General features: G+C 57.4%; 17 protein-coding genes. 8 read left to right on the top strand and 9 right to left on the bottom strand.

Annotation, left to right across the window (positions count from 1 at the left end):
- The first annotated feature begins 104 nt into the window (after window positions 1-104).
- The 4 genes from ACR2TX_RS05430 (at window position 105) to ACR2TX_RS05415 (ending at window position 6,119) form a co-directional block, all read left to right on the top strand.
- The gene (locus ACR2TX_RS05430) at window positions 105-1,355 is read left to right on the top strand and encodes a TolC family protein (protein ID WP_086133212.1); all 1,251 of its coding nucleotides are present in this window, start codon (window positions 105-107) and stop codon (window positions 1,353-1,355) included.
- On the top strand, window positions 1,352-2,443 hold the full coding sequence (locus tag ACR2TX_RS05425; protein ID WP_077728151.1) for an efflux RND transporter periplasmic adaptor subunit: 1,092 nt from the start codon (window positions 1,352-1,354) through the stop codon (window positions 2,441-2,443). Before ACR2TX_RS05430 ends, ACR2TX_RS05425 begins: the two co-directional genes overlap by 4 nt.
- Window positions 2,443-5,550, top strand: a complete 3,108-nt coding sequence (locus ACR2TX_RS05420; RefSeq protein WP_434132419.1) for an efflux RND transporter permease subunit — start codon at window positions 2,443-2,445, stop codon at window positions 5,548-5,550. Before ACR2TX_RS05425 ends, ACR2TX_RS05420 begins: the two co-directional genes overlap by 1 nt.
- Before the next feature lie 266 nt (window positions 5,551-5,816).
- Window positions 5,817-6,119: a DUF3240 family protein gene (locus ACR2TX_RS05415; RefSeq protein WP_077728150.1), complete on the top strand. Its 303-nt coding sequence runs from the start codon at window positions 5,817-5,819 to the stop codon at window positions 6,117-6,119.
- Window positions 6,120-6,144: 25 nt separating this feature from the next.
- Here the strand turns inward: ACR2TX_RS05415 and ACR2TX_RS05410 are convergent, their stop codons facing one another.
- The 5 genes from ACR2TX_RS05410 to ACR2TX_RS05390 form a co-directional block, all read right to left on the bottom strand.
- Complete coding sequence (locus ACR2TX_RS05410; protein WP_434131481.1) at window positions 6,145-6,981, bottom strand: lytic transglycosylase domain-containing protein; 837 nt, start codon at window positions 6,979-6,981, stop codon at window positions 6,145-6,147.
- 332 nt (window positions 6,982-7,313) lie between these two features.
- Complete coding sequence (locus ACR2TX_RS05405) at window positions 7,314-7,898, bottom strand: DNA-3-methyladenine glycosylase I (RefSeq protein ID WP_434131480.1); 585 nt, start codon at window positions 7,896-7,898, stop codon at window positions 7,314-7,316.
- Entirely contained in the window at window positions 7,886-8,719 is an 834-nt protein-coding gene (locus ACR2TX_RS05400) for a PHP domain-containing protein (protein WP_347257543.1), read from the bottom strand. The genes ACR2TX_RS05405 and ACR2TX_RS05400 overlap by 13 nt, the downstream gene beginning before the upstream one ends.
- A gap of 95 nt (window positions 8,720-8,814) precedes the next feature.
- Window positions 8,815-10,653 carry an ABC transporter ATP-binding protein gene (locus ACR2TX_RS05395; RefSeq protein ID WP_086133214.1) on the bottom strand — a complete coding sequence of 613 codons (1,839 nt, stop codon included), beginning with the start codon at window positions 10,651-10,653 and terminating at the stop codon, window positions 8,815-8,817.
- 10 nt (window positions 10,654-10,663) lie between these two features.
- Window positions 10,664-12,619: a GumC family protein gene (locus ACR2TX_RS05390; protein ID WP_434131478.1), complete on the bottom strand. Its 1,956-nt coding sequence runs from the start codon at window positions 12,617-12,619 to the stop codon at window positions 10,664-10,666.
- Window positions 12,620-13,135: 516 nt separating this feature from the next.
- Here ACR2TX_RS05390 and fabA point away from each other — a divergent pair.
- The 4 genes from fabA (at window position 13,136) to ACR2TX_RS05370 (ending at window position 17,732) form a co-directional block, all read left to right on the top strand.
- Window positions 13,136-13,675, top strand: coding sequence for a 3-hydroxyacyl-[acyl-carrier-protein] dehydratase FabA (gene fabA / locus ACR2TX_RS05385; RefSeq protein ID WP_077728144.1), 540 nt, complete (start codon window positions 13,136-13,138; stop codon window positions 13,673-13,675).
- A gap of 15 nt (window positions 13,676-13,690) precedes the next feature.
- Window positions 13,691-14,908: a beta-ketoacyl-ACP synthase I gene (gene fabB, locus ACR2TX_RS05380; protein WP_077728143.1), complete on the top strand. Its 1,218-nt coding sequence runs from the start codon at window positions 13,691-13,693 to the stop codon at window positions 14,906-14,908.
- Complete coding sequence (gene ttcA, locus ACR2TX_RS05375; RefSeq protein ID WP_077728142.1) at window positions 14,898-15,773, top strand: tRNA 2-thiocytidine(32) synthetase TtcA; 876 nt, start codon at window positions 14,898-14,900, stop codon at window positions 15,771-15,773. The genes fabB and ttcA overlap by 11 nt, the downstream gene beginning before the upstream one ends.
- Before the next feature lie 1,038 nt (window positions 15,774-16,811).
- Entirely contained in the window at window positions 16,812-17,732 is a 921-nt protein-coding gene (locus tag ACR2TX_RS05370) for a TIGR01777 family oxidoreductase (RefSeq protein ID WP_077728141.1), read from the top strand.
- Here ACR2TX_RS05370 and ACR2TX_RS05365 read toward each other — a convergent pair.
- The 4 genes from ACR2TX_RS05365 to ACR2TX_RS05350 all read right to left on the bottom strand — a co-directional run bounded on the left by ACR2TX_RS05365 (window position 17,720) and on the right by ACR2TX_RS05350 (window position 21,309).
- Window positions 17,720-18,271, bottom strand: coding sequence for an Hsp20/alpha crystallin family protein (locus ACR2TX_RS05365; RefSeq protein ID WP_434131477.1), 552 nt, complete (start codon window positions 18,269-18,271; stop codon window positions 17,720-17,722). The genes ACR2TX_RS05370 and ACR2TX_RS05365 overlap by 13 nt on opposite strands.
- Before the next feature lie 20 nt (window positions 18,272-18,291).
- Window positions 18,292-18,561, bottom strand: coding sequence for a chaperone modulator CbpM (locus tag ACR2TX_RS05360; RefSeq protein ID WP_347257548.1), 270 nt, complete (start codon window positions 18,559-18,561; stop codon window positions 18,292-18,294).
- A gap of 35 nt (window positions 18,562-18,596) precedes the next feature.
- The gene (locus tag ACR2TX_RS05355; protein ID WP_156881346.1) at window positions 18,597-19,550 is read right to left on the bottom strand and encodes a DnaJ C-terminal domain-containing protein; all 954 of its coding nucleotides are present in this window, start codon (window positions 19,548-19,550) and stop codon (window positions 18,597-18,599) included.
- Between the two features lie 211 nt (window positions 19,551-19,761).
- The gene (locus ACR2TX_RS05350) at window positions 19,762-21,309 is read right to left on the bottom strand and encodes an OprO/OprP family phosphate-selective porin (RefSeq protein ID WP_166642736.1); all 1,548 of its coding nucleotides are present in this window, start codon (window positions 21,307-21,309) and stop codon (window positions 19,762-19,764) included.
- Window positions 21,310-21,461: the final 152 nt, after the last annotated feature.

Below are 21,461 nucleotides of genomic sequence, written 5' to 3'. Positions count from 1 at the left end.
AGAATTCAGTGGGGACATCGGGCAATGGGCACGGGAGCGTTTCCCGTCCAGCTTGAGCAGCGGTCACCGTCGTCCCGGCTCGTGACTTTGGGAGAAAAATACCAATGAAGCTTTTAGTGTGTGTGGCAGGCGCGGCTTGTTTTTTCGCGATCGCGCCCGTCGCCTCCGAAGAGCGCTTTGTCGATCATTACGATGAGCTGGTGTTCGACGAATCGCTGAGCCTTGGCCAGGTCATCGAGGCCACTTTCGAAAAATACCCGCAAAGCGCTCTCATCGCGGCTTTCGAGAATGAGGCTAAGGCTCTGGAGCGCCGCAGTGCCAGTTGGATAGCGGGTTACCCTGCGGTCTATCTGCAATGGATCGACGATCGTGCCTTTAACGATCGCGGCGCGGTGGAAATACAGACCGGCTATCAAATTCCGGTATGGATGTGGGGCCAGCGCGCGGCGAGCAGGGCCGTGGCCGAGGAAGCGACGCAGAGCACCGCTTTGCTCGCGCGGGCGATAAGGCACGAGGTGGCCGGCCTAGTGCGCGATGCCCTATGGAACCTTCGGCTGGTGGAAAACCGATATGAGCTTGCCGAGCGTATCTACGAGGTTTCCAGGCAGTTGACCGCCCTGGTGCAACGGCGTGTCGATGTCGGCGACCTCGCGCGGGCAGACTTGCTGCTTGCGGAAAGCGACGAGCTGGAGAAAAAGACCGCGGTTGTTCAGGCCGAAGCGGAGGTGATGCATGCCCGCAAGAGCTATTCCAATCTGACCCGCCTGGAGCGTGCGCCGAAATTTTTCGAGGAGGAGCAAAGCCCCCGCAGCACGTTCGACGAGAGCCATCCGGCCCTGGCCGTCGCCAACGCATTGATCGAGCGCGCCCAGGCCGAAGTCGAGTTCACCCGCAAGTCCAAGCAGGGCAACCAGCCTTCGATTCTGGTCGGTACCCAGCACGAACGGGGCACCCGAAAAGAAGGCTATAACAACGAAACCAACTTCGTGCTGCAAATCCCCATCGGCGGTGAGGCCTATAACGCGCCGTTCGTGGCCGAGGCCAATATCGTCCTGACCCAGCGCCTGACTGATCGGGACATCTTGTTGCGGCAGTTGGAGAAGGCGCTGCATGAGGCGATACACAATCTCGAGGTCGATCGCGCCGCCCTGACGATCGCCGAAAGGCGGCGGGAAATCGCCGAGTCCCAGCTCAAAATGAGCCGGCTCGCGTTCGAGACCGGGGAGATTTCGCTGATCGATTATCTCAAGATCCAGGCCACCGCCCAGGCCGCCATTCGCGATGCCGCCGAACGGGCCATCCTGTTGCAGCGGGATATCGCGGTCTACAACCAAGTGGTCGGAGTCACGCCATGAGACTCGTCTTTTTGTCCATGCTTTTATGCTTTTGCGCGACGGGACTCGCGGCCGAGAATGCGGTTCAGGTTACGGCGGAACAAGCGAAACATTTGGGAATCCGCACGGTGAAGCCGGAAGAGGTTGCAGCCATGCCGCTGGCGCGGGCGCCGGCCCGTGTCGTTTTACCGCCGCAGAACGAATTCGTCGTCAGCGCCCCGCAAGCGGGAGTGATCAGCAACGTCGCCGTACCCCTGGGCGTAAGGGTGAAACAAGGCGAAGTGCTCGCCCGTATTCAGAGTCCCGATTTGCTGGCCCTGCAACGGGAATTGCTCGATGCCGCCTCCGAATTCAATTTGGCCCAAGCGCGGCTGAGACGGGACGAGACTCTGCTTAAGGAGGGCATTATTTCCCGGTTGCGCTGGCAGGAAACCAAGAGCGATTTCGACAAGGCTCAGGCGGCGCTGCGGGCAGCGGAACAGACCCTGGCGGCGTCAGGGCTGGGCCAAGGCGAGATTCGGCGCCTTAAGACTAATCGGCAGCTGAGCAGTCTGATAGAAGTGCGTTCCCCGATAGACGGCGTCGTGCTCGAACGCATGGCCGTGGTGGGGCAGCGGGTGGATAGACTCGCGCCGCTGTTTCGGGTCGGCAGACTGGACGAATTGTGGCTGGAGGTCGACATGCCTCAGGAACGGCTGCACGAGGTGAGAATCGGCGACCGCATCAGCCTGGAAAATTCTCGGGCCACCGCCCGCATCATCGAGGTCGGTCAGCACGTGGATCCCAAGAGCCAAAGCGCTTTGGTACGGGCCGTGGTCGACAGCCCAGCGGAGGATCTGCGGCCGGGCATGCACATAAACGCGCAACTGATGCACAAAAGCACCGACCTGATTTTCCGCCTGCCCGTCGCCGCGTTGGTCGGCCACGAAGGCCGAAACTACGTGTTCGTGCAAACGCCTGAGGGTTTTGTCGCGCGCGAAGTGGCGGTGGCCGGTCTGGAAGCCTATAGCGTCGTCATTCACGAAGGCTTGGACGCGGGCGAGGAAGTGGCCGTGCAAGGCGTGGCCGCGCTGAAGGCCGCCTGGCTCGGCATGGGAGAAGAAGAGTGATCGCACGCTTGATCCAGTTCGCGCTGACCCAGCGCCTGTTCGCCTTGCTGAGCGCCCTGCTCCTGGCCGGCGCCGGCTGGTTCGCCGCGGCCAATCTGACCATCGACGCCTTTCCGGACGTTTCGCCGACTCAGGTCAAGATCATCATCAAGGTGCCCGGCATGACCCCGGAAGAGGTGGAAGCGCGCGTCACGGCGCCGATCGAGGTGGAAATGCTCGGCATCCCCAGGCAGACCATGCTCCGCTCCATCGCGAAATACGCGCTTACCGACATCACCATCGACTTCGAGGAGGGCACCGATATTTATTGGGCGCGCCAACAGGTGGCTGAGCGCCTGAACGAGGTTTGGGGAAATCTGCCGGGCAACGCGGAAGGCGGTATCGCACCCATGACCACGCCTTTGGGCGAGATGTTCATGTTTACGGTGGAAGGCGATGGCTTGAGCCTCTCCGAGCGGCGAACCCTACTGGACTGGGTGATTAGACCGGCGCTGCGCACGGTGCCGGGCGTCGCCGACGTGAACGCATTGGGCGGGATGGTGAGAAGCTTCGAGGTCATTCCCGACAACATGCGGATGGCGGCTCGCGGCGTGAGTATCGGAGAACTGGCCGAGGCGCTCAAGTCCAATAACCGCAACGACGGCGCCGGCCGTTTGGCCCAAGGCGAGGAGGCGCTTCTGGTGCGTACCGAGGGGCGGATCGTCGACCTGGACGACGTGCGCACCATCGTCGTCGCGGAGCGGAACGGCACGTCCATCACCGTGGGCGATGTGGCCGACGTCCGCATAGGCGCCCTGACCCGCTACGGCGCCGTGAGCCAGAACGGCCAGAGCGAAGCGGTCGAGGGCCTGGTGCTGAGCCTCAGGGGAGCGAATGCCCGGCAGGTGGTGGAAGGAGTCGAGAAGAAGCTCGAGGAAATCCGCCCGGCTTTGCCCAAGGAGGTCAAAGTCAGCGTGTTCTACAACCGCGGCGACTTGGTCGGGAAAGCAATAAACACCATCGTCCGGGCCTTGGTGGAGGCTACCATTCTGGTGCTGATCCTGCTGGTTCTGTTCCTCGGCGATCTCCGGGCCGCGCTGACCGTCGCCTTCATTCTGCCCATGGTGGCCCTGTTCACCTTTCTGCTGATGAACCACTTCGGCCTGACGGCCAATCTCATGAGCCTCGGCGGGCTCGCCATCGCGATCGGCAAGCTGGTCGACCCGGCGGTGGTGGTGGTGGAGAACATCACCACCCATCTCGCTGAGCAGAGCAAGACGAATCGAGTGCCGCGACTGCACGCGATCTACCGCGCCATGCGCGAAGTCACCGCGCCCGTGGTCTCGGGGACGATCATCATCGGCGTCGTGTTCGTGCCGCTGTTTACCCTGGAGGGCCTGGAAGGGAAGATGTTCAAGCCCTTGGCCTTCACCAACGTGTTCGCCATGAGCGGATCGTTGATCTTCTCCTTGGTCGTGATCCCGGTCGTGGCCTCTTTCCTGATGAAGCGCGTCAAACACGAGGAGCCCTGGCTGGCGCGGAAGCTCTCGGAATGGTACCGCCCGGTCCTGATCTGGTCCCTCGCTCACGGCCGCACCGTGTTGCTCGGCGCGGGACTGCTGCTGCTGTCCACTGTGGGCGTTTATTTCCAGATCGGCAAGACCTTCATGCCCACCATGGACGAGGGCGACATCATCGTGCAGGTGGAGAAACTGCCGTCCATCACGCTGGAGCAGTCGGTGCGGCTGGACCAGCAAATCCAAAAGGCTATCCTGGAGCACGTGCCGGAAGTGACGCGGGCCGTATCCCGCGTCGGCGCGGACGAGATCGGCCTCGACCCCATGGGACTCAACGAGACCGACAACTTCTTCGTCCTCAAGCCGCCGGACGAATGGCGCATGGACAGCAAGGAAGCCCTGATCGACGAAATCCGTAAGGTTCTGGATACCATTCCCGGCATCGCTTACGGCTTCACTCAGCCGATTCAGATGCGGGTCACCGAGATGCTGACCGGAGTGCGCGGCGACGTGGCGGTCAAGCTGTACGGCCCGGAACTCGCTGTGCTCAACGCCAAGGCGGAGGAAATCGCCGCCGTGATGCGGAAGATTCCCGGCGCTTCGGACGTGTTCACCATCCGCAACGAAGGCATGCAGTACCTGGTGGTGAAAGTGGACCGGCTGGCCGCGGGACGCCTGGGGTTGGATGCGGATTCTCTGGCCGACACCTTGCGGGCCCAGATCGAGGGGCTCAAGCTCGGCATCGTCCAGGAGGGCATCCGCCGCACGCCGTTGCTGCTCAGAGGCTCCGGAGAGCCGGCCAATATGTCCACCCTGCAGATCGCCTTGCCCGACGGGCGCCGGGTGCCATTGTCGGTAGTCGCCAAAATCGAGCCGGTGGAAGGCGTGGTGGCGGTCAACCGCGAGCGCGGCCAGCGCTACACATCGGTGCGCAGCAATGTCGAGGGACGGGATCTGGTGGGCTTCGTGGAAGAGGCCAAGCAGGCCGTGGCCGGCCAGGTGCAGTTGCCTACCGGCTATTACATCGAATGGGGCGGCCAGTTCGAAAACCAGCAGCGGGCCGCCGCCCGCTTGGCCGTGGTTATTCCGGTGTCGATCGGGCTGATCTTCCTGCTTCTGTTTTCCACCTTCGGTTCGGTGCGCCAGGCCATTCTGGTCTTGGCCAACGTGCCCCTGGCGCTCATCGGGGGCGTGTACGGCGTCTGGATTTCCGGAGAATATCTCTCGGTGTCGGCCTCGGTGGGCTTCATTTCCCTATTGGGCATCGCGGTGCTGAACGGCGTGGTGATGGTGAGTTATTTCAATCAACTGCGGGTACTGGGGCTACCCATGGATGAAGCGGTGGTGGTAGGCGCAATGCGCCGGCTTCGGCCGGTGCTGATGACCGCCGGCATCGCCGCCTTCGGACTCATTCCGCTGTTGTTCGCGACCGGCCCGGGCTCGGAAATCCAGCGGCCGCTGGCGGTGGTCGGCGTCGGCGGACTCTTCACGTCGACGCTGCTGACCTTGGTGCTGCTGCCCATTCTCTACCGTCGCTACGGCGAATCCAAAGTCGGGTCCAATCTCCTCTCCCTCTGGGAGAAGATTAGGGTGGGGGAGCCAAAACAATGATTTCCTCCTTATTCCATTCGGCATTCGAGTGAACATTCATCGTAGGATGGGTAGAGCGAAGCGAAACCCATCGATGGCGGGATAGCCCCTCGGCTCCGCTCAGGACAGGCTCCGCGTAACCCGCCGATTGGAGGTCGCTTGGTGGGTTACGGCGCACGCGAAGCACAGTGATCGGCAGTCGGTCAGTGCTGATGTGCGCCTAAGCCACCCTACGAAAATGAATGCCTGATTGAAAGCGATTTGGAATTACCCATTCGGAGCATCCCATGAGCGAATTCTTTCTCCTTACCTTGATCGCCCCACCCGGTCACGAGGAACCCATAATCGATTGGCTATTGCAGTACGAGCATCCGAGCGGATTCAGCAGCTTTCCGATCAGCGGCCATTCGAGCCATCCGGAAAGCTTGACCCTGGTTGAGCAGGTGACCGGACGCAAGCGGCAGGTTCGCTTCGATGTGCAGCTCGCCGGCTCCGACCTGGAGGTGTTGCTGGATCGATTAAAGACGGATTTCGCAGGATCGGCGATTCACTACTGGGTTTCGCCGATTGTCGATGCGGGGCGGCTTTGATGGACGGAGAGCGGCTCCGGGCCGATTAGAACAAACGATCGTCCGATCGCGGCGGCGGTACCGGATGAACAGTCTTTTGGTAAGTCGCCAGAATGCGCTGAACATAGTTGCGGGTTTCCCGATAAGGGGGAACACCCTGATATTGTTCAACGGTTCGCTCGCCCGCGTTGTAAGCGGCCACCGCCCATTCGACGTTGCCGCCGAAATGCCGCAACAGCCAGTGGAGATAGGCGGTTCCGCCCTTGATGTTTTCCACCGGGTTCCAGACATCCTTGATGCCGAAACGCTCCGCCGTGGCGGGAATGAGCTGCATCAGTCCCTGGGCGTTCTTGCTGGAGAGTGCGGACGAATTGAAACCGGATTCCGCCTGGATGACGGCCAATACCAGTTGCGGATCGATGGAATATTGCGGTGCGATCTGGCTGACCCAGCTTTCGACGAGTTTCCGGCTTGGATTTGAACTGGGCTCGATGCTGGCTGTAACCGGTGCCGGTTCGGGCTGGCAGTCGGAGTCGTCCGCAGGGGTTATGCCCTGGTAGCGCACCAGCATCCGCGCCGCATAAACATCGCCGGTCTTGGCCGCACGCATGAACCAGCCTACGGCGACGTCCGCCTTGCGGGAAAGGCCTCGGCCGTTGAAGTACATCCAGCCGAGGTTGTACGCCGCTTGCGCATCCCCGAGCAACGCCGCTTTGCAGTAAAGGCGGTAAGCCTCGGCGTAGTCCTGTTTGACGCCTCGGCCGTGCTCGTAGCGCAGAGCCAGGGTGCGCAGATCGCTTGCCGTGTCGATGCTGTCCTGCGCCAGGACAAGCGTCGCGCTGATACTTAGCAGCCAACCAAGCAGGAGTCGAATTGCAATCAAATTGGGCTCTCCAAAACCGACGGCACTGGTTAAGCAGCGTATGTGCCAATCGTTTGGAATGCGTGTGTCGCCTGCAAACTTGGGGCAAGCCCGCGGCTCGGACGCCGCAACTGTAAAATTTTTCGACAAATGAAGTGTGTCGTACAGGGCGACACCCGATACGGTTCAGACGCGGACCGCACGGTTATGGCTATAAGTCATTGAAGGGCTGGCAGAAACTGGAGATCTCCCGCCTCCGATACGTAAAAGCCCCTGGAATGGCGATAGCCTCGAAGGAAGCATTTCGAGGCGGAAAGAGCGGGAAGATTAGTCCGGGGAGTGTAAAGCAGGTTTTACGGCGACTCGGCCGGATGCAAATGCTTCCAGCGGAAGCAATCGACGGTGTGGTCGTTGACCATCCCGATCGCCTGCATGTAGGCGTAACAAATGACGGAGCCGACAAAACGAAATCCGCGTTTCTCGAGGTCCTTGCTCATCGCGTCGGACTCGGGCGTTCGGGCCGGCACGTCCGCCATGCTCCGCCAGGCGTTTTGCCTGGGACAGCCGTCGACGAAGCGCCAGACAAAGGCGTCGAAGCTGCCGAATTGCTCCTTCACGTCCAGAAAACGGCGGGCATTGTTTACCGCCGCGGCGATTTTGAGGCGGTTGCGAACGATGCCGGGATTGGCCAGCAGTTCGGCGGTCTTGGCTTCGTCGTAGCGGGCCACGTGTTCGGGATCGAAGCCGTCGAAAGCCGCGCGGTAGGCGTCTCGTTTACGAAGAATCGTGGTCCAGGAAAGGCCGGCCTGTGCGCCCTCCAGAATCAGGAATTCGAACAGCAGGCGGTCGTCGTGGACGGGCGTTCCCCATTCATGATCGTGATAAGCCTGCTCCAGCAGGCTGCGCTCGGCCCAAGTGCAACGAGTCAATGGTTCCAATGGGTCCATACCGGAGTCAGATCGGACGGAAGCGGGGGTAATCGGCCCAGTTTCACCCAGGCTGTTTCCGGGCTGTGAAAGTCGGAGCCGCTGGAGGCGCGCAATCCGAAACGCCGCGCGTATTCGGCGCTGGACTGGGTATCGCTAGGAGAGGCCGTTCCCGAGACGACCTCGATCGCCTCGCCGCCGCATTCCTTGAATTCCCCGATCAGCCGTCGCATCCAACTGGCGGTGAGTTTGTAGCGCTGCGGATGGGCCAGCACGGCGCCACCGCCTGCTTCGCGAATCCAAGCGATGGCATCCGCCATTTCGGCCCACCGGGTCGAAACATAGCCCGGCTTGCCGCGGGTCAAGAAACGCTCGAACACGTCTTTCATGCTTCCTGCCAGACCTAGCTCCACGAGATGGCGAGCGAAATGGGTGCGTGTAATCATGCCGTCGCCGGCCATTTCCCGCGCCGCTTCAAAGGTGCCAGGAACACCGTAGCGGTCGAGGCGCCGGCCGATCTCTTGCGCCCGTTCGAGGCGCGTTGCCTGGAGGCGGCTCAGTCCCTGTTTTAGGACGTTGCAGTGACGGTCGATGCGCAAACCGACGATGTGGATGGTTTTGTCCGCCCAGGTTACCGATATTTCGACGCCGGGAATCAGTTGAATGCCGGCATCGAGGGCGGCGGTCTCCGCCTCGTCTAGGCCCGCGGTGGAATCATGATCGGTAAGGGCGAGCACGTTTACGCCGGCTGCTGCGGCCTGGCGAACCAATTCGGACGGCGAATAGGCGCCGTCGGAAGCAGTGGAATGGGTGTGGAGATCGTACAAAGGCACGCCCGAGGTTTGAGTCCGGAAAGCCGGGTATTGTACCCGATTTACGGCTGGCGATTTTCGGCTTCCCTCCGGCGAATCGAGCCGTAGGGCACGGCTTAGGAGGTGAACGATAGATCCCGTGCGCGCCGCACCGCGGGTTTCTGGCCATAGAGCCGCGCGTACAAACCTTTGCCGGAAACCAGGGTTTCATGATCGCCCTGCTCGCAAATGCGCCCGTCCTCGAACACGTAAATGCGGTCGGCGTGTTTGATCGCGCTCAAGCGGTGGGCGACGATGATCGTCGTGCGGTCCGCGAGGAATTCGTCCAGACCTTCGTACAAGCGGGTCTCGGTTTCATTGTCGATGGCCGAGGTCGCTTCGTCGAGGATCACCACCTTGGGATCGGCCAGGATCATGCGGGCGATCGCCAGCCTTTGGCGCTGACCACCGGAAAGCCGCATGCCCAGCCGGCCGACGACGGTATCCAGCCGGTCGCGGCTGTCTTCCACCACGTCCCTGAGTTGGGCGATTTCGAGCGCGCGCCAGAGTGCTTCGTCGGGCGCCGGACGGCCCAGGGTCAGGTTGGCTCGGACGGTGTCGTTGAACAGCACCGGGTGCTGCAATACCGTGACCACATGTTCCCGTATCACGTCCATCCCGATTTTGTCCATAGGCGCGCCGTTGAAATAGACCATGCCCGAAGTCGGGGGATAAAGGCCGATCAATACTTGCACCAAGGTCGATTTGCCGCCGCCGCTTGCACCGATCAACGCGACTTTCTCGCCGGGGCGGATGTCCATGGAGATGCCGCGCAAAACCTCGTTGCCGTTCGGATAGGCGAAGTGAAGATCGTCGATGAAGATGCCCACTCTCCTATCCTTTTCGAAGGGATCGATCAGATGCGGGTACTTCGGCTCCTGCTTCAGGTCATTCAATTGGTTGATCCGCTCCAGCGCCGCCTTCGCGCCGAACCAGGCGTACTGTATTCCCAGAATCTCCTGCACCGGGGTCATCATGAACCACAGGTAGCCCGAGACCGCCATCATCTCGCCGACGGTGAGGTCGGAGTAGATCACCATAAAAAAAGCCAAGGCGCGGAAGACGTCGAACCCGAACAGGAAGACCAGAAAACTGACCCGGTTGGCGGCGTCGCTTTTCCAGGCGTAGGCGGCCGAATTCTCGCGAACCGTCCGTGCCGCTTCCATCAGCCGCCCCATGTAGTGCTTCTCCCGATTGCTGGCCCGGATTTGATGGATGGCATCCAGGGTTTCGGTGAGTGCGAGCTGAAAGGCGCCGATCGCGGAATTTTCTTCGCGCTTCAGATTTTTTACCCGTTTTCCCAGCGATTTGGTGAAAAAAATCACGATTGGATTCAGGAACAGGATGAACAGCGCAAGCTGCCAATGCATCCACAGTAGAATGACGGCGGTGCCGGTCAAGGACAGTAACGCCACCACGAAGCGCGCGACGGTTGTGCCGATGAACGTATCGAGCGTATCGAGGTCGGTGACCAGATGGGTCACGACGGAGCCGCTGCCGAGATTTTCGTATTCCGCCATGGAGATGCGCTGCAGCTTGCCGATCAGCCGGCAGCGGATGCGATAGATGGTGTCTTTGGCAATAAAGCTGAACTGCCGCGTCTGCCACACGTTGAAGATCGCCGCGATCAGGCGCAGGAGCAAAGTAAGCCCCAGTATGGCCGAAATATACAGGGCCGGCCCATGCCATTCGGCGGGAAAAAGCCGGTCGAGCAGGCCGACGGCCATGCCGGGCTTGTTCAACAAGACCTCGTCCACCAGCAGCGGCATGAGTAAAGGCACGGGGACCGCGCTCAAGGCCGCGAACACGGCGATCAGGTGAGCGGTGAACAATTCGCGCTTGTGCTCCAATGCGACGGATCGGATATAAGCCCAGGTGAAGCGGTGGGAATTCTGAGGACTGGAATCGGAAACCATTTCTAAGTCGTTAGGCCCTAAGAGCGGGATAAATCAGCGGCACGCTTTCGGCAGGCAATCCAGGACCGGGTGGAGAAAAGCGTCCGTAGCCAGCGAGCGTTTTCGCCGGCAGCGGGCCGACGATACGCTCCAGTTCGGACAGCCGAATGCCTTGGCGGACCAAATAACTAATATAAGTGTGGCGCAGGGCGGATGCATCGATCGTTTCGGGCTGCGCAAGGCCGGAATCGACGACCGCGCAGGCGATCAACGATGCCGGGTCGTCTGTTTCCAAGTTGGGAAAGTCTTCGCTTTCGGCCAACCAAAGTTTGACGCGCCGAGGGATGGGCACGGCCCTAGGATTTTTGCCGTCGATACGCAGCGTATCACCGGCGTGTTCGAACTGCTCGGCACGCAGTTCCACGATTTCCTCAAGGCTCAGGCCGGATAGAAGCAGGCCTATCGTCCATTTGGCTTTGCGATTGGCCGCTTCCAGCAATACGCGGGCCTCCGGTTCGGTCAGTTCTCGTATCATCGGGCTTTCCAAAGCGGGAAATTGTTCCGCGGGAAGTGCCGACGGCGTTGTCATTCGACGCTCAATCAAAACCTTTTCCGGCACCGAATAAACGTGGATATCGGGTAAGACTGTCGCAGACGGCGGGGTTTCCCTGCGCGTGAGGTATTCGTAAAGCCACACGGTGATCAGGGCGAGGCCGAGGCTGCCGCCGAAGGCGATTCGGCTGTCGCGCCAATAATTCGGCCAGATAGGTCGAACCGGGGCATAGCCCCGTTCCAAGACCTGGAGTTGAGGGAGGTTTTCGTAAGGTTTCGCTTCGACCTGTGCCAGCCGGATTTCGGCGTCGCGGTAAACCTCTTCGAGCTTTTCGAGGTTTGCGCGCATAGCCTCATGCTCGGCGAAACGGCTTGTGAACTCGGTCGCCTCCTGCTCATGCGCCTCGATTTGACGGCGTATTTCCCTGACGGTCTGTTGAGCGGACGCATAAGCCTGCTGTGCTTCGCTCAATGCGTTCTGTTTCCCATATTCGAGCTTTTTCTTGATCTCGTCTTCGGTTTGTTTGAGCTGTTCCGGAATAAGCTTGAACTGAGGCTGTAGCGAAAGGTATTGAGACGTGTAACGGCGTTTCAAATCCTTGAGCTGCTGGCGCAGGTCGTGCGCTTTCTTTTCCAGATTCGCCAATCCTTGCTCATCGCTGGGCGGCACCACGGGTTCGCCTCGGGCGATGGCCTCTTTGATGGCGTCGAGCTGGGCTTTCGCTTTGACCTCATCCTCGGTGGCTTTGTTGAGTGCGGTGTTGAGACCGGAAAGCCGGGCCATGGCGCGGTTGTCCGCGTCGTTTTTCGAAACGATGCCGTGTTTACGGCGAAATTGATCCAGTTCCCAGCGCTTTGCCTCGATTTTTTGGGCGAGCTGTTGAAATTCGAGCTGCAAGGCCGTGGCGGTGCCGTCTTTCGTTTCGCGGGTCTGTCGTTCACGGCGCGCTTGATAGGCATCGATCCAAGCGTTAATGACCGAAGCCAGAACCTTGGGGTTCGATCCTTTGGCGTGCAGCTTAACGATGTTGGTCTCGGTTATGACATCGACCGAGAGCAAGGCCTGAAGATCGCCGACAGTCAAGTCGGACAATTCGGATGCGTCATCGGCGGCTCTCAAGTTTCTCAAAGTTGCTTCAAGCAAAGGGACGCCGAGCAGGATCTCGCTTTGTACAGTAACGTGCTGGACGCTGGCTTTCGCCTCTGCTTCGTCTATGGCGGTAGGCGCTACCGTAAGCAATGCGGCCGTGCTCTCATAGACCGGCTCGCGCAGCCACACAAAAGTCGCGCCGGTCACGAAGGCAAGCAAGAACGCACAGCTAAACACCATGAGACGGTGGGATCTTGCGGGTGGCAGGTCTGCGCCGGAATACCCAAAGAAATCCCGTGGCGGCTGTGAGCTGCGCAAAATTTCGATCGACGGTAGATCCTGCATGGCTGATTTCCCGCGAAGGTTGCTCGTTGTCGTTTACACGCTCGGTATTCTAGCCCGTGTAGGCTCGGGCCGGTCTATAAAAGCACATCACCGATTGGATCAGCTTCCGGGAATGATAACCCGACCGGTATGTCGAACCGTGTTCTCTGTGTCGGCCAACTTTGACGAGATGACGGCCGATGGCCAAAGCATCGGCTGTGAATTCCGCGTTGGCGGACGTGTGGATAGATTTCATTTCTTGTTGGGAAATATGACGGTGTCTCAATACCGACTTTGCCGCACGCTGCTGGAATTCATGTTTTCCTGATACAATAAGCCTTTTCTTTGCTAGGCCTTGACGGGAAATAAACTTTCGTGCGTTCCGAGGGTGCTATCCGGAAGTTCTCATCGATAAATGGATTTTCGCCCACGATAAAGTTTGGCAATCGGCTTGGAATTTTGGTACGGCCTGGTCGCCCTCGGTAACCAGTGGGTGCCGAGAGGCAACATAAAACAACAGCGATATCGGGCACTTTTATGATTGTTAAGGAATCTAGATTACAACAGAGACAGCACAGTTACAGTCGGGACGAATTGATTCAATGCGGACGCGGTGAAATGTTCGGCCCCGGCAATGCCCAGTTGCCGCTTCCTCCGATGTTGATGTTCGATCGCATCACCCGTATCAGTTCCGATGAGGGGCTTTACGACAAAGGTATGATCATCGCCGAGTTGGATATAACGCCGGACCTTTGGTTTTTTTCCTGCCACTTTCAGAATGATCCTGTGATGCCGGGCTGTCTCGGCCTTGACGCCATGTGGCAGATGATCGGATTTTACCTCGGTTGGATGGGCGGGTTAGGGCGCGGGCGCGCGTTAGGCGTGGGAGAGGTCAAGTTTCGCGGCCAGGTACTGCCGCATCATAAGCTTGTGACTTACCGTATTCATCTCAAGCGGGTGATGATGCGCAAGTTAGTCATGGGGTTTGCCGACGCGGAAATGGAGTGCGATGGCAAGGTCATCTATGAGGCTAGCGATCTTCGGGTCGGCCTGTTTACCTCTACAGATGCGTTCTGAGCGAGCTATACAGATATGAGACGCGTTGTTGTAACCGGCATCGGTATCGTTTCCAGCATAGGCAGCAATCAACAGGAGGTAACCGAGTCTCTGCGACAGGGGCGTTCGGGTATTCGGTCCAGCGAAGAATACCGGGAGATGGCATTCCGCAGTCAGGTCTACGGTCCGATCGATCTGAATTTGGACGATCTTATAGATCGCAAGATTCGCAGATTCATGGGAGATGGCGCAGCGTACAATTACCTCGCCATGCAGGAGGCGATCGCCGATTCGGGCTTGGACGAATCCGAAATATCGCATTCTAGAACCGGCTTGATCATGGGGTCGGGCGGTCCTTCCACGGCGAATCTCTTGCTTGCGTTCGACAACTATCGTGAGAAGGGCGTTAAGAAAGTTGGGCCTTATATGGTGCCCAGGACCATGTCCAATACCAATTCCGCCTGCCTCGCGACGCCGTTCAAGATCAAGGGGGTCAATTACTCCATCAGTTCCGCATGCGCGACCAGTGCCCACTGCATAGGAAATGCGGCGGAACTTATTCATCTGGGCAAGCAGGACATCATTTTTGCCGGCGGCGGCGAGGAAGTGCATTGGACGATGACCGTGCTCTTCGATGCGATGGGAGCGTTGTCTTCGCAATATAACGACAGGCCCGAGATTGCATCGCGTCCCTATGATGCCGACCGGGACGGATTCGTTATTTCGGGAGGCGGCGGGGTACTGGTTCTTGAGGAGCTGGAGCATGCCAAGGCCCGTGGAGCCAAGATTTACGGCGAGCTTATCGGATACGGCGCGACCTCCGACGGTTTCGACATGGTGCAGCCTTCCGGCGAGGGGGCTGCGCGTTGCATGAGGCAAGCCATGGAAAGTGTGCGCAACAAGATCGATTACATCAATGCGCATGGAACGAGCACGCCGATCGGCGATATTAAAGAGCTGCAGGCCGTGAAATCCGTTTTCGGCGATGAGGTTCCGCCCATTAGTTCGACAAAGTCGTTGACAGGCCATGCTTTGGGCGCTGCGGGCGTGCACGAAGCGATTTATTCCTTATTGATGATGAATGGCGGTTTCATTTCCGCTTCGGCCAATATCGAAACGCTGGACCCGGGCGCGGAAGGCGTTCCCATCGTGCGGAAGCGGATCGACGATGCCCGCATCGACACGGTCATGTCGAACAGCTTCGGGTTTGGCGGGACTAATGCTAGTTTGATCTTCGGGCGTTATGGTGGATAGGGCGGCAGGCGCTCTGACCGAAAAGCAGCGTTACGAATTCAATAAGCTGCAAAAGAGATTGCGCCGTTTAGTCGGCGAGGCCATCGCCGACTATCGAATGATCGAGGACGGCGACAAGGTGATGGTTTGCCTCTCGGGAGGAAAGGATTCCTACACGCTTCTGGATGTCCTGCTCAGTCTTCGGCTGAATGCCCCGGTTCAGTTCGACATCATTGCTGTTAATCTGGATCAGAAGCAGCCGGGATTTCCCGAGCACGTGCTGCCGGAGTATCTCGCCGGTCGCGGGATTCCTTACCATATCATTGAGCAGGATACCTACAGCATCGTCAAGCGGGTAGTACCGGAGGGCAAGACGACATGCGGTTTGTGTTCCAGATTACGACGCGGGTTGCTTTACCGATATGCCGCTGAGCACGGCATTACCAAGATCGCGTTGGGTCACCATCGCGACGATATCCTTGAAACCTTCTTTCTCAACCTGTTTTACGGCGGCACCCTTAAGGCAATGCCGCCCAAACTGTTGAGCGATGATCGGCGCCATATCGTTATTCGGCCACTTGCGTACTGCCGGGAAAAGGATATTGAAGAATACGCGCGCATCAAAGCGTTTCCGATTATCCCGTGTAACCTCTGCGGCTCGCAGGAAAATTTGCAGCGTAAGGCGATGAAGGAAATGCTGCAGTCATGGGAAAAGCAGTTCCCAGGGCGCTTGGAAACTATTTTTACAGCGCTGCAGAATATAGCGCTATCTCAGCTTGCGGATCGCAATTTGTTCGATTTCATCGGGCTCGATCAGGTACGAGGCGATGTGACTGGTAATCAGGATGCTTCCGTCTCCGCCGGGCTGGAAGTGCTTTTTCTCTGAATGATCCAATCGGTACCTCGTGTTTTCTGCCCGTGCTAGGCGGGTGCGTGGGTTCAAACGTTCCGCCCTTTCTGCCCCTTGCATTTTCGGGAAATCTTCTTTATAAAAGATTCCGTGCTACATGCACTACCAACTAAAAAATCTTAAAGCTTTGGAAATTGAGGAGGATCTTATGAAAAAATTGGCATGCGTTATCAGCTTGGTCATGGTAGCTCTGGGAGTGATTGCTTGCGGTAACTCTCCTGACGGTGACAAACAGAAGATCTCGACCACCGTATCCCCGAGCCTTTAATTTTTATTTTTGATAAGTCTTTCTGCCCTTTGTACGAAGCGGCAGTAGCTTTTAATAATTAGCTTTTAGCCTTTAAAGGCACCGATATTAACCTGGATGAAGGTTTCTTCATCCAGGTTTTTTTGTGTCACTGAATCATAAAGGCGCGGCTGGTTTACGTACCGTTTTTGTTGCTACGATTAACGGATCGATCCGTTGGGCCGCTCGTGACAGACGTCCAGCGACTTGACAGCGCTAGCTCAGACGGTAAGATAACCGGCGCGATAGCATTGTTCTGCTATTAAGATTTTCGATAAAACCAAATAAGGTAGGTTAAGAAATGGGAGCCATACTAGATTTAGTTGAAAAAATGAGAACCCCGATGGGTATGGTGGTCACTATCGTAGTTATAGCTGCTGCCGTCTTCTTCGTCCGTTGGGTTTTCAGCGACGACGACAAGAAATAGGCCACCAAATGTGGCAAGCATAGGCGTTACCTTATAAGTTTTTAATCTTAGTTAACAATCCTATCCTTGCCACTTCCTCGTAAGACTTCTCCTCCACCGCTCGTCTAGCTGGGCAAATAGCCTAGCCATTCCCGAAACCAATCGATTCTGGTGCCCCAAATCCACCACCCGTTATAATTGCTTGCCCTCTTTTTCTACGAGAGCTGTTTTTCGGGTGCGAAGCTCGCGCCCTCTGGGAAAGCAGTTCGTCGATAGGAAATAAGGGGTTGTTTACATCCTTGCCAAGGGAGGGGGAGGAAATATGCGAATATTCATCACTGGCGGAACTGGGTTTATCGGCAGGAGCTTATGTAAAGCACTGCTTGGCGCAGGTCATCAGTTGACCGTGCTTAGTCGAAAGCCTGAGACAGTGCCCGGAAAGTGCGGGATCGGAGTGGTCGCGCTGAAAAGTTTAGCCGAATGGACGTCGGATCAACATTTCGACGCTGTGATCAATTTAGCGGGAGAACCCATTATCGGCCCCCGTTGGAGTGAGCAACGAAAACAAATTCTATGGAATAGTCGAGTCACCCTGACCGAGCATCTCATCGACGCGATCCGTAATGCCAATTCCAAGCCGACGGTGCTTATCAGCGGATCAGCGGTTGGAGTCTACGGTGATCAGGGGAACGAAATCCTTGATGAAAATTCGCCCCCGGTACGGGGCGAGTTCGGCCAAGAACTATGCGAGGCATGGGAGCGTGTCGCATTAAGTGCAAGGGAATACGGCGTTCGGGTATGCCTGCTTCGGACCGGATTGGTCATCGGCAAGAATGGCGGATTTCTGCAAAAAATGCTGCTTCCGTTCAAGCTTGGGTTAGGTGCGCGGCTTGGCGATGGTAAGCAATGGATGTCTTGGGTTCACATAAACGATCACGTTGCGATGACTCAGTATTTATTGGAGTCGCCGGCTCTCGACGGAGCGTTCAACCTAACGGCACCTGAACCGGTGCGCAACGATGAGTTTACTCAATGTTTGGCAAACGTTTTGAGACGGCCCGCGCTACTAACCGTTCCGGCATGGCTTCTCAGGCTGGGTGCCGGCGAAATGGCGGAGTTGATGCTGGGGAGTCAGCGGGTGATTCCCAAGCGTTTTCAGGGCCAGGACTTTAAGTTTTTGTATAACACCTTAGGGCTGGCGTTGCAGGATACGCTTGCGTCAAACAAACCTCATGTTCCCTGAATTTTTGCACGCCGGTAGTAGTGCGAAACTGATTGGTATGCTTTTGATGCTGTAGTCACCGTTATCCGTTGCGAATGGTTATGGCTGGATTTGGGCAACGAAATCGATAAAACTCCGCGCCGGTAACGCGCCTTTATGTTGTCCTGGTCAATCTCGGCAGGCAGATGTATGACCCGCTCAAAAAAACCATAGGCTCGTTCCAACAGAAAATAACGTTCGCCAATGCTTCCCTCGTGCGCATTTCGCTTTTCGCCCCGGACGATTAGCTGATCTTCGAGGATTTGTATTTCGAAATCGTCGGCCTCCATTCCCGGGATTTCTATATCGATCGTAATCCGATCATTCTCCTCCCGCACTTCCGCTGGCAATAAACCCCATCGCGACGCTCCCTGCGTCAATTTTCCCCCTTCGTGAGGAGGCTCGCGAAGTGTAAAGCGCGTGAGTGCATGGGACGCTCGTTGTTTCAAGGCAGACCAGCCTTCGGCAAGCGAATGCAAAGTATGGTGTAGACCGTGGTGTATGTGGTTCAGCGTGTTCATAGAAGGCCCTAAAATGTCACTTACAGCGCGCGCCGGCGTAAAGCCTCGAGTTCTTCGAGTAAATCCAATGCCAGTGCCGCGCCGGGCAGGTTAACCCCGAGATCGCGTTGCAGATGTAACGCCGTTTGCAAGCGCCGTAACGCGGCGGTATTGAATTGCCAATTCATCGGCTCCGAGCCTTCTGGATCGACAATTCCTTCGTTAACCATTTCAAAAATGGATTCCGCGTCGACTCTGCATGCCTCGCATACATCTACCAGAGATAGTTTAATCGTTTCGTCCAATACCATACCGGACGAGGAGGTAGCGGTCCGATTCGTCATGTTCACGCTCCCATATGCGCCCGTGGATTCATCGGCATGACCTCGGCCATCTTTCTATAGAGAGACTTGGCCTCCGCGGTTGTGGCCTCCGGAATCACGATGCGCAGAGTTACAATTTGATCTCCTGGTGGAGTGCAGGGCAGCCCGCGGCCTTTTAAGCGCAGCCTCTGCCCACTTTGAGAGTTAGGAGGGAGCTTGAGTTCGACTTTGCCGCCTAACGTCGGTGTGGGAACCGAAAGTCCGAGAGCGGCCTCCCAGGGCGTTACTGGCAACTCCAGCGAGATATCCGCGCCTTCGGCGCGAAAGAATGGATGAGGCTTAAATCGTATTTCCAGATAAAGATCACCCGCCGTGCCGCCCAGCCGACCCGATCCGCCCTGCCCGGACAGGCGAATGCGTTGTCCTTCTTTGACGCCTTTCGGTATCTTGACGTTTAAGGTGCGGGTCTTGTTAACAACCCTGCCTTTTGCATCGATTTCCGGGCTCGCAAGAGTAACCGTTTGAGTCCCTCCCGAGAATGCCTCGTCGAGGCTGATGTAAATGTTGGCATATTGATCCTGGCCAGATAGAGGTCCGGTCCAGCCGCTACGGGGTTCTCGCCGCCCGCCTCGCGTAGCCCGGCCGAATAGGCTGTCGAAAAAATCGCTAAATCCGCTTGCGTCGCTCCCCGTAAAACCGCCACCACCAAAGTCGAAGTCAAATGCCCAGTCGGGTGGAGGCGTAAAACGTTCGCCGTGCTGGCGACCGGCCGCGATTTGATCGTAAGCCGCGCGCTTTTCCGGGTCTTTCAAAACTTCATAAGCCTCGCCAAGTTCCTTGAAGCGCTCCTCGGCATTACGTTCCTTGCTGACGTCTGGATGATATTTGCGGGCGAGCTTGCGATAGGCTCGCTTTATATCCTCTTGCGAGGCGTCTCTGGATACACCCATGATCTTGTAATAATCCTTGAATTCCATGAAACAGTGTTCCCTGTTAGATTTTGGATAAGGCTACCGCTGCGGGGTAAGTTATGACATTGAAAAGCCTTAGAAATCATAACAATGTAAAGCAAGCAAGCACAGCTGCGCCGGTCAGGTGGCATGCTTTGGAGCAGGTATCTGCGGCGTATCAAAGACGAACCCCGCTTTCGCGGGGTTCTCGGTTTGACAGATGAGCTAAATGGCTCGTTTAGAAGGCCAGGGAGCCACGCATCTGAACCGTGTCGAGATCTGACGGATCCCCTTCGAGAAGTGCTCGACTTGTCCCGGCGGTGCCGAGATCTATATCGATCACATGGGTGTAGTCCAGCATCAACCGGAACCACGGATTCAGATACCAGTTGACGCCGAGGGTCGCCGCTGTCTCGCGTCCGCCACGTTCGCCGGGCGTACCGATCTTGTTCATGTTGACTTGCGAAATGCGGCCTTTGAGTTCCCAGGCGCCCCAGCCGCCGGCCAAGTCAAAGTTTCGATTGGGCGTTAAACGCTTAATGACGGCATCTTTCGGATCGTAGGCGGCGGCCCGCGATTCGCCGGTCAGGCTATACATCACGTCGAAGTGCCAACCGTCGAACTTGGCGTCTTCGGTTCCATCCCCGTTCCGTTGCAAATAGGCCACGTTATATTCGCTTTCGAACGAAACGGGGCCGTAGGCGCCCGTTGCCTCGGCGTTGAAAAACACCTCATCGTCGATATTTCCGATATTCCCGGTATCGATCGGATAGAAGTGATCGATGTGAGTGGGGCGATTGCGATACCGAACGGTTTTGTCGCCCTGCTGCGGTACTCGGTAAGCGGCAGAAGCGCCGACATGGAACAGCTCGCCCGGTTTAAACCAGGGAGCCCAAGTAGCGCGCCCCGACGCGCCCCAGCCTTCGTCGTCCGCCGCGCTGTCAGCTTGCCGTGTTGCCGTATCGCCATAAATGCCAGCTGCGGCGGTCCATGTGCGACCGTAATGATCATAGCGGAGGCCAATCGCACGGTTCACAGAAACATCGGTGAAAGCATACTCCAACGAACGTTCCATAAACGGCATGTCGTTGGAACTCATCATCTGCTGAAAGCTGTACGGTTGCTTGCTTTGGCCGATGGTCCATTCGCCCCAGTCGAAACCGGTGTATTTTACGAACGCGTCCTTGAGTCTGACTTGCTCGTCGGCATAGTCCGGTTGCAGCTTGAATTTCCAGTCGTTGAAGAACTGGCCGGCGACCTCGATACGGACACGGCGGAGTTCGGTGCCGGAGTCGAGATCTCTCTTTGTCGCTTCTTCGTCGGCAGGATCGAAGCTTCCGTTACTAGGATCGTTGTCGTTATAAGTTACAAACTTGTCGCCGGACTGGATGGCGGCGTCCGCATGGAGGCGCCCGTTGATGGCGAATTTGAAGTTTCCGTCGTTCGATTGAAACTGAAGTCCCTTTGCGCCAAGAGTGACCTTGGCGTCATCCGGAGCTTTGGGCTTATTGGCTAAAGCATCGATTTTTTTATTAAGGCGTGCCTCTACGGCTCTAATCTGGTCGCCGTCCCCCTTGGAATTTGCGGCTTTCTTAGGCGTTTTGGGTTCTTCGGTCGCTTCTTCGTCGACTCTTTCAAAGTTGCCGAGTCGTACGCGCCCCGGACCGGGTTCTGCGTAAATTTGCTTGGTCTTGCTGTCCATATAAAGGTCGAGTGCATACGCGTTATTCGCGCCGACTCCGGTAAATGCAACGGACATCGCACAGGCTAAGTGTTTAAATCTCATTGTTCCCCCAATCGTAAAACTGTGCTCGAAGAATTGCGCCTCTAGAGCCGACGCAACTTTTTGGCATATGCCCATTTTTTGGGCTGTTGGTTACATCTCAACAATCGATCGCGCCAAAGCAACAAAAGATTAAGGGGAGACTATGACTATTT

The organism is Methylocaldum sp. GT1BB (assembly GCF_051027545.1).
GTDB lineage: Bacteria > Pseudomonadota > Gammaproteobacteria > Methylococcales > Methylococcaceae > Methylocaldum.
The sequence above is the reverse complement of the archived record's forward strand: the minus strand, read 5'-3'. Positions and strand labels throughout refer to the sequence as shown.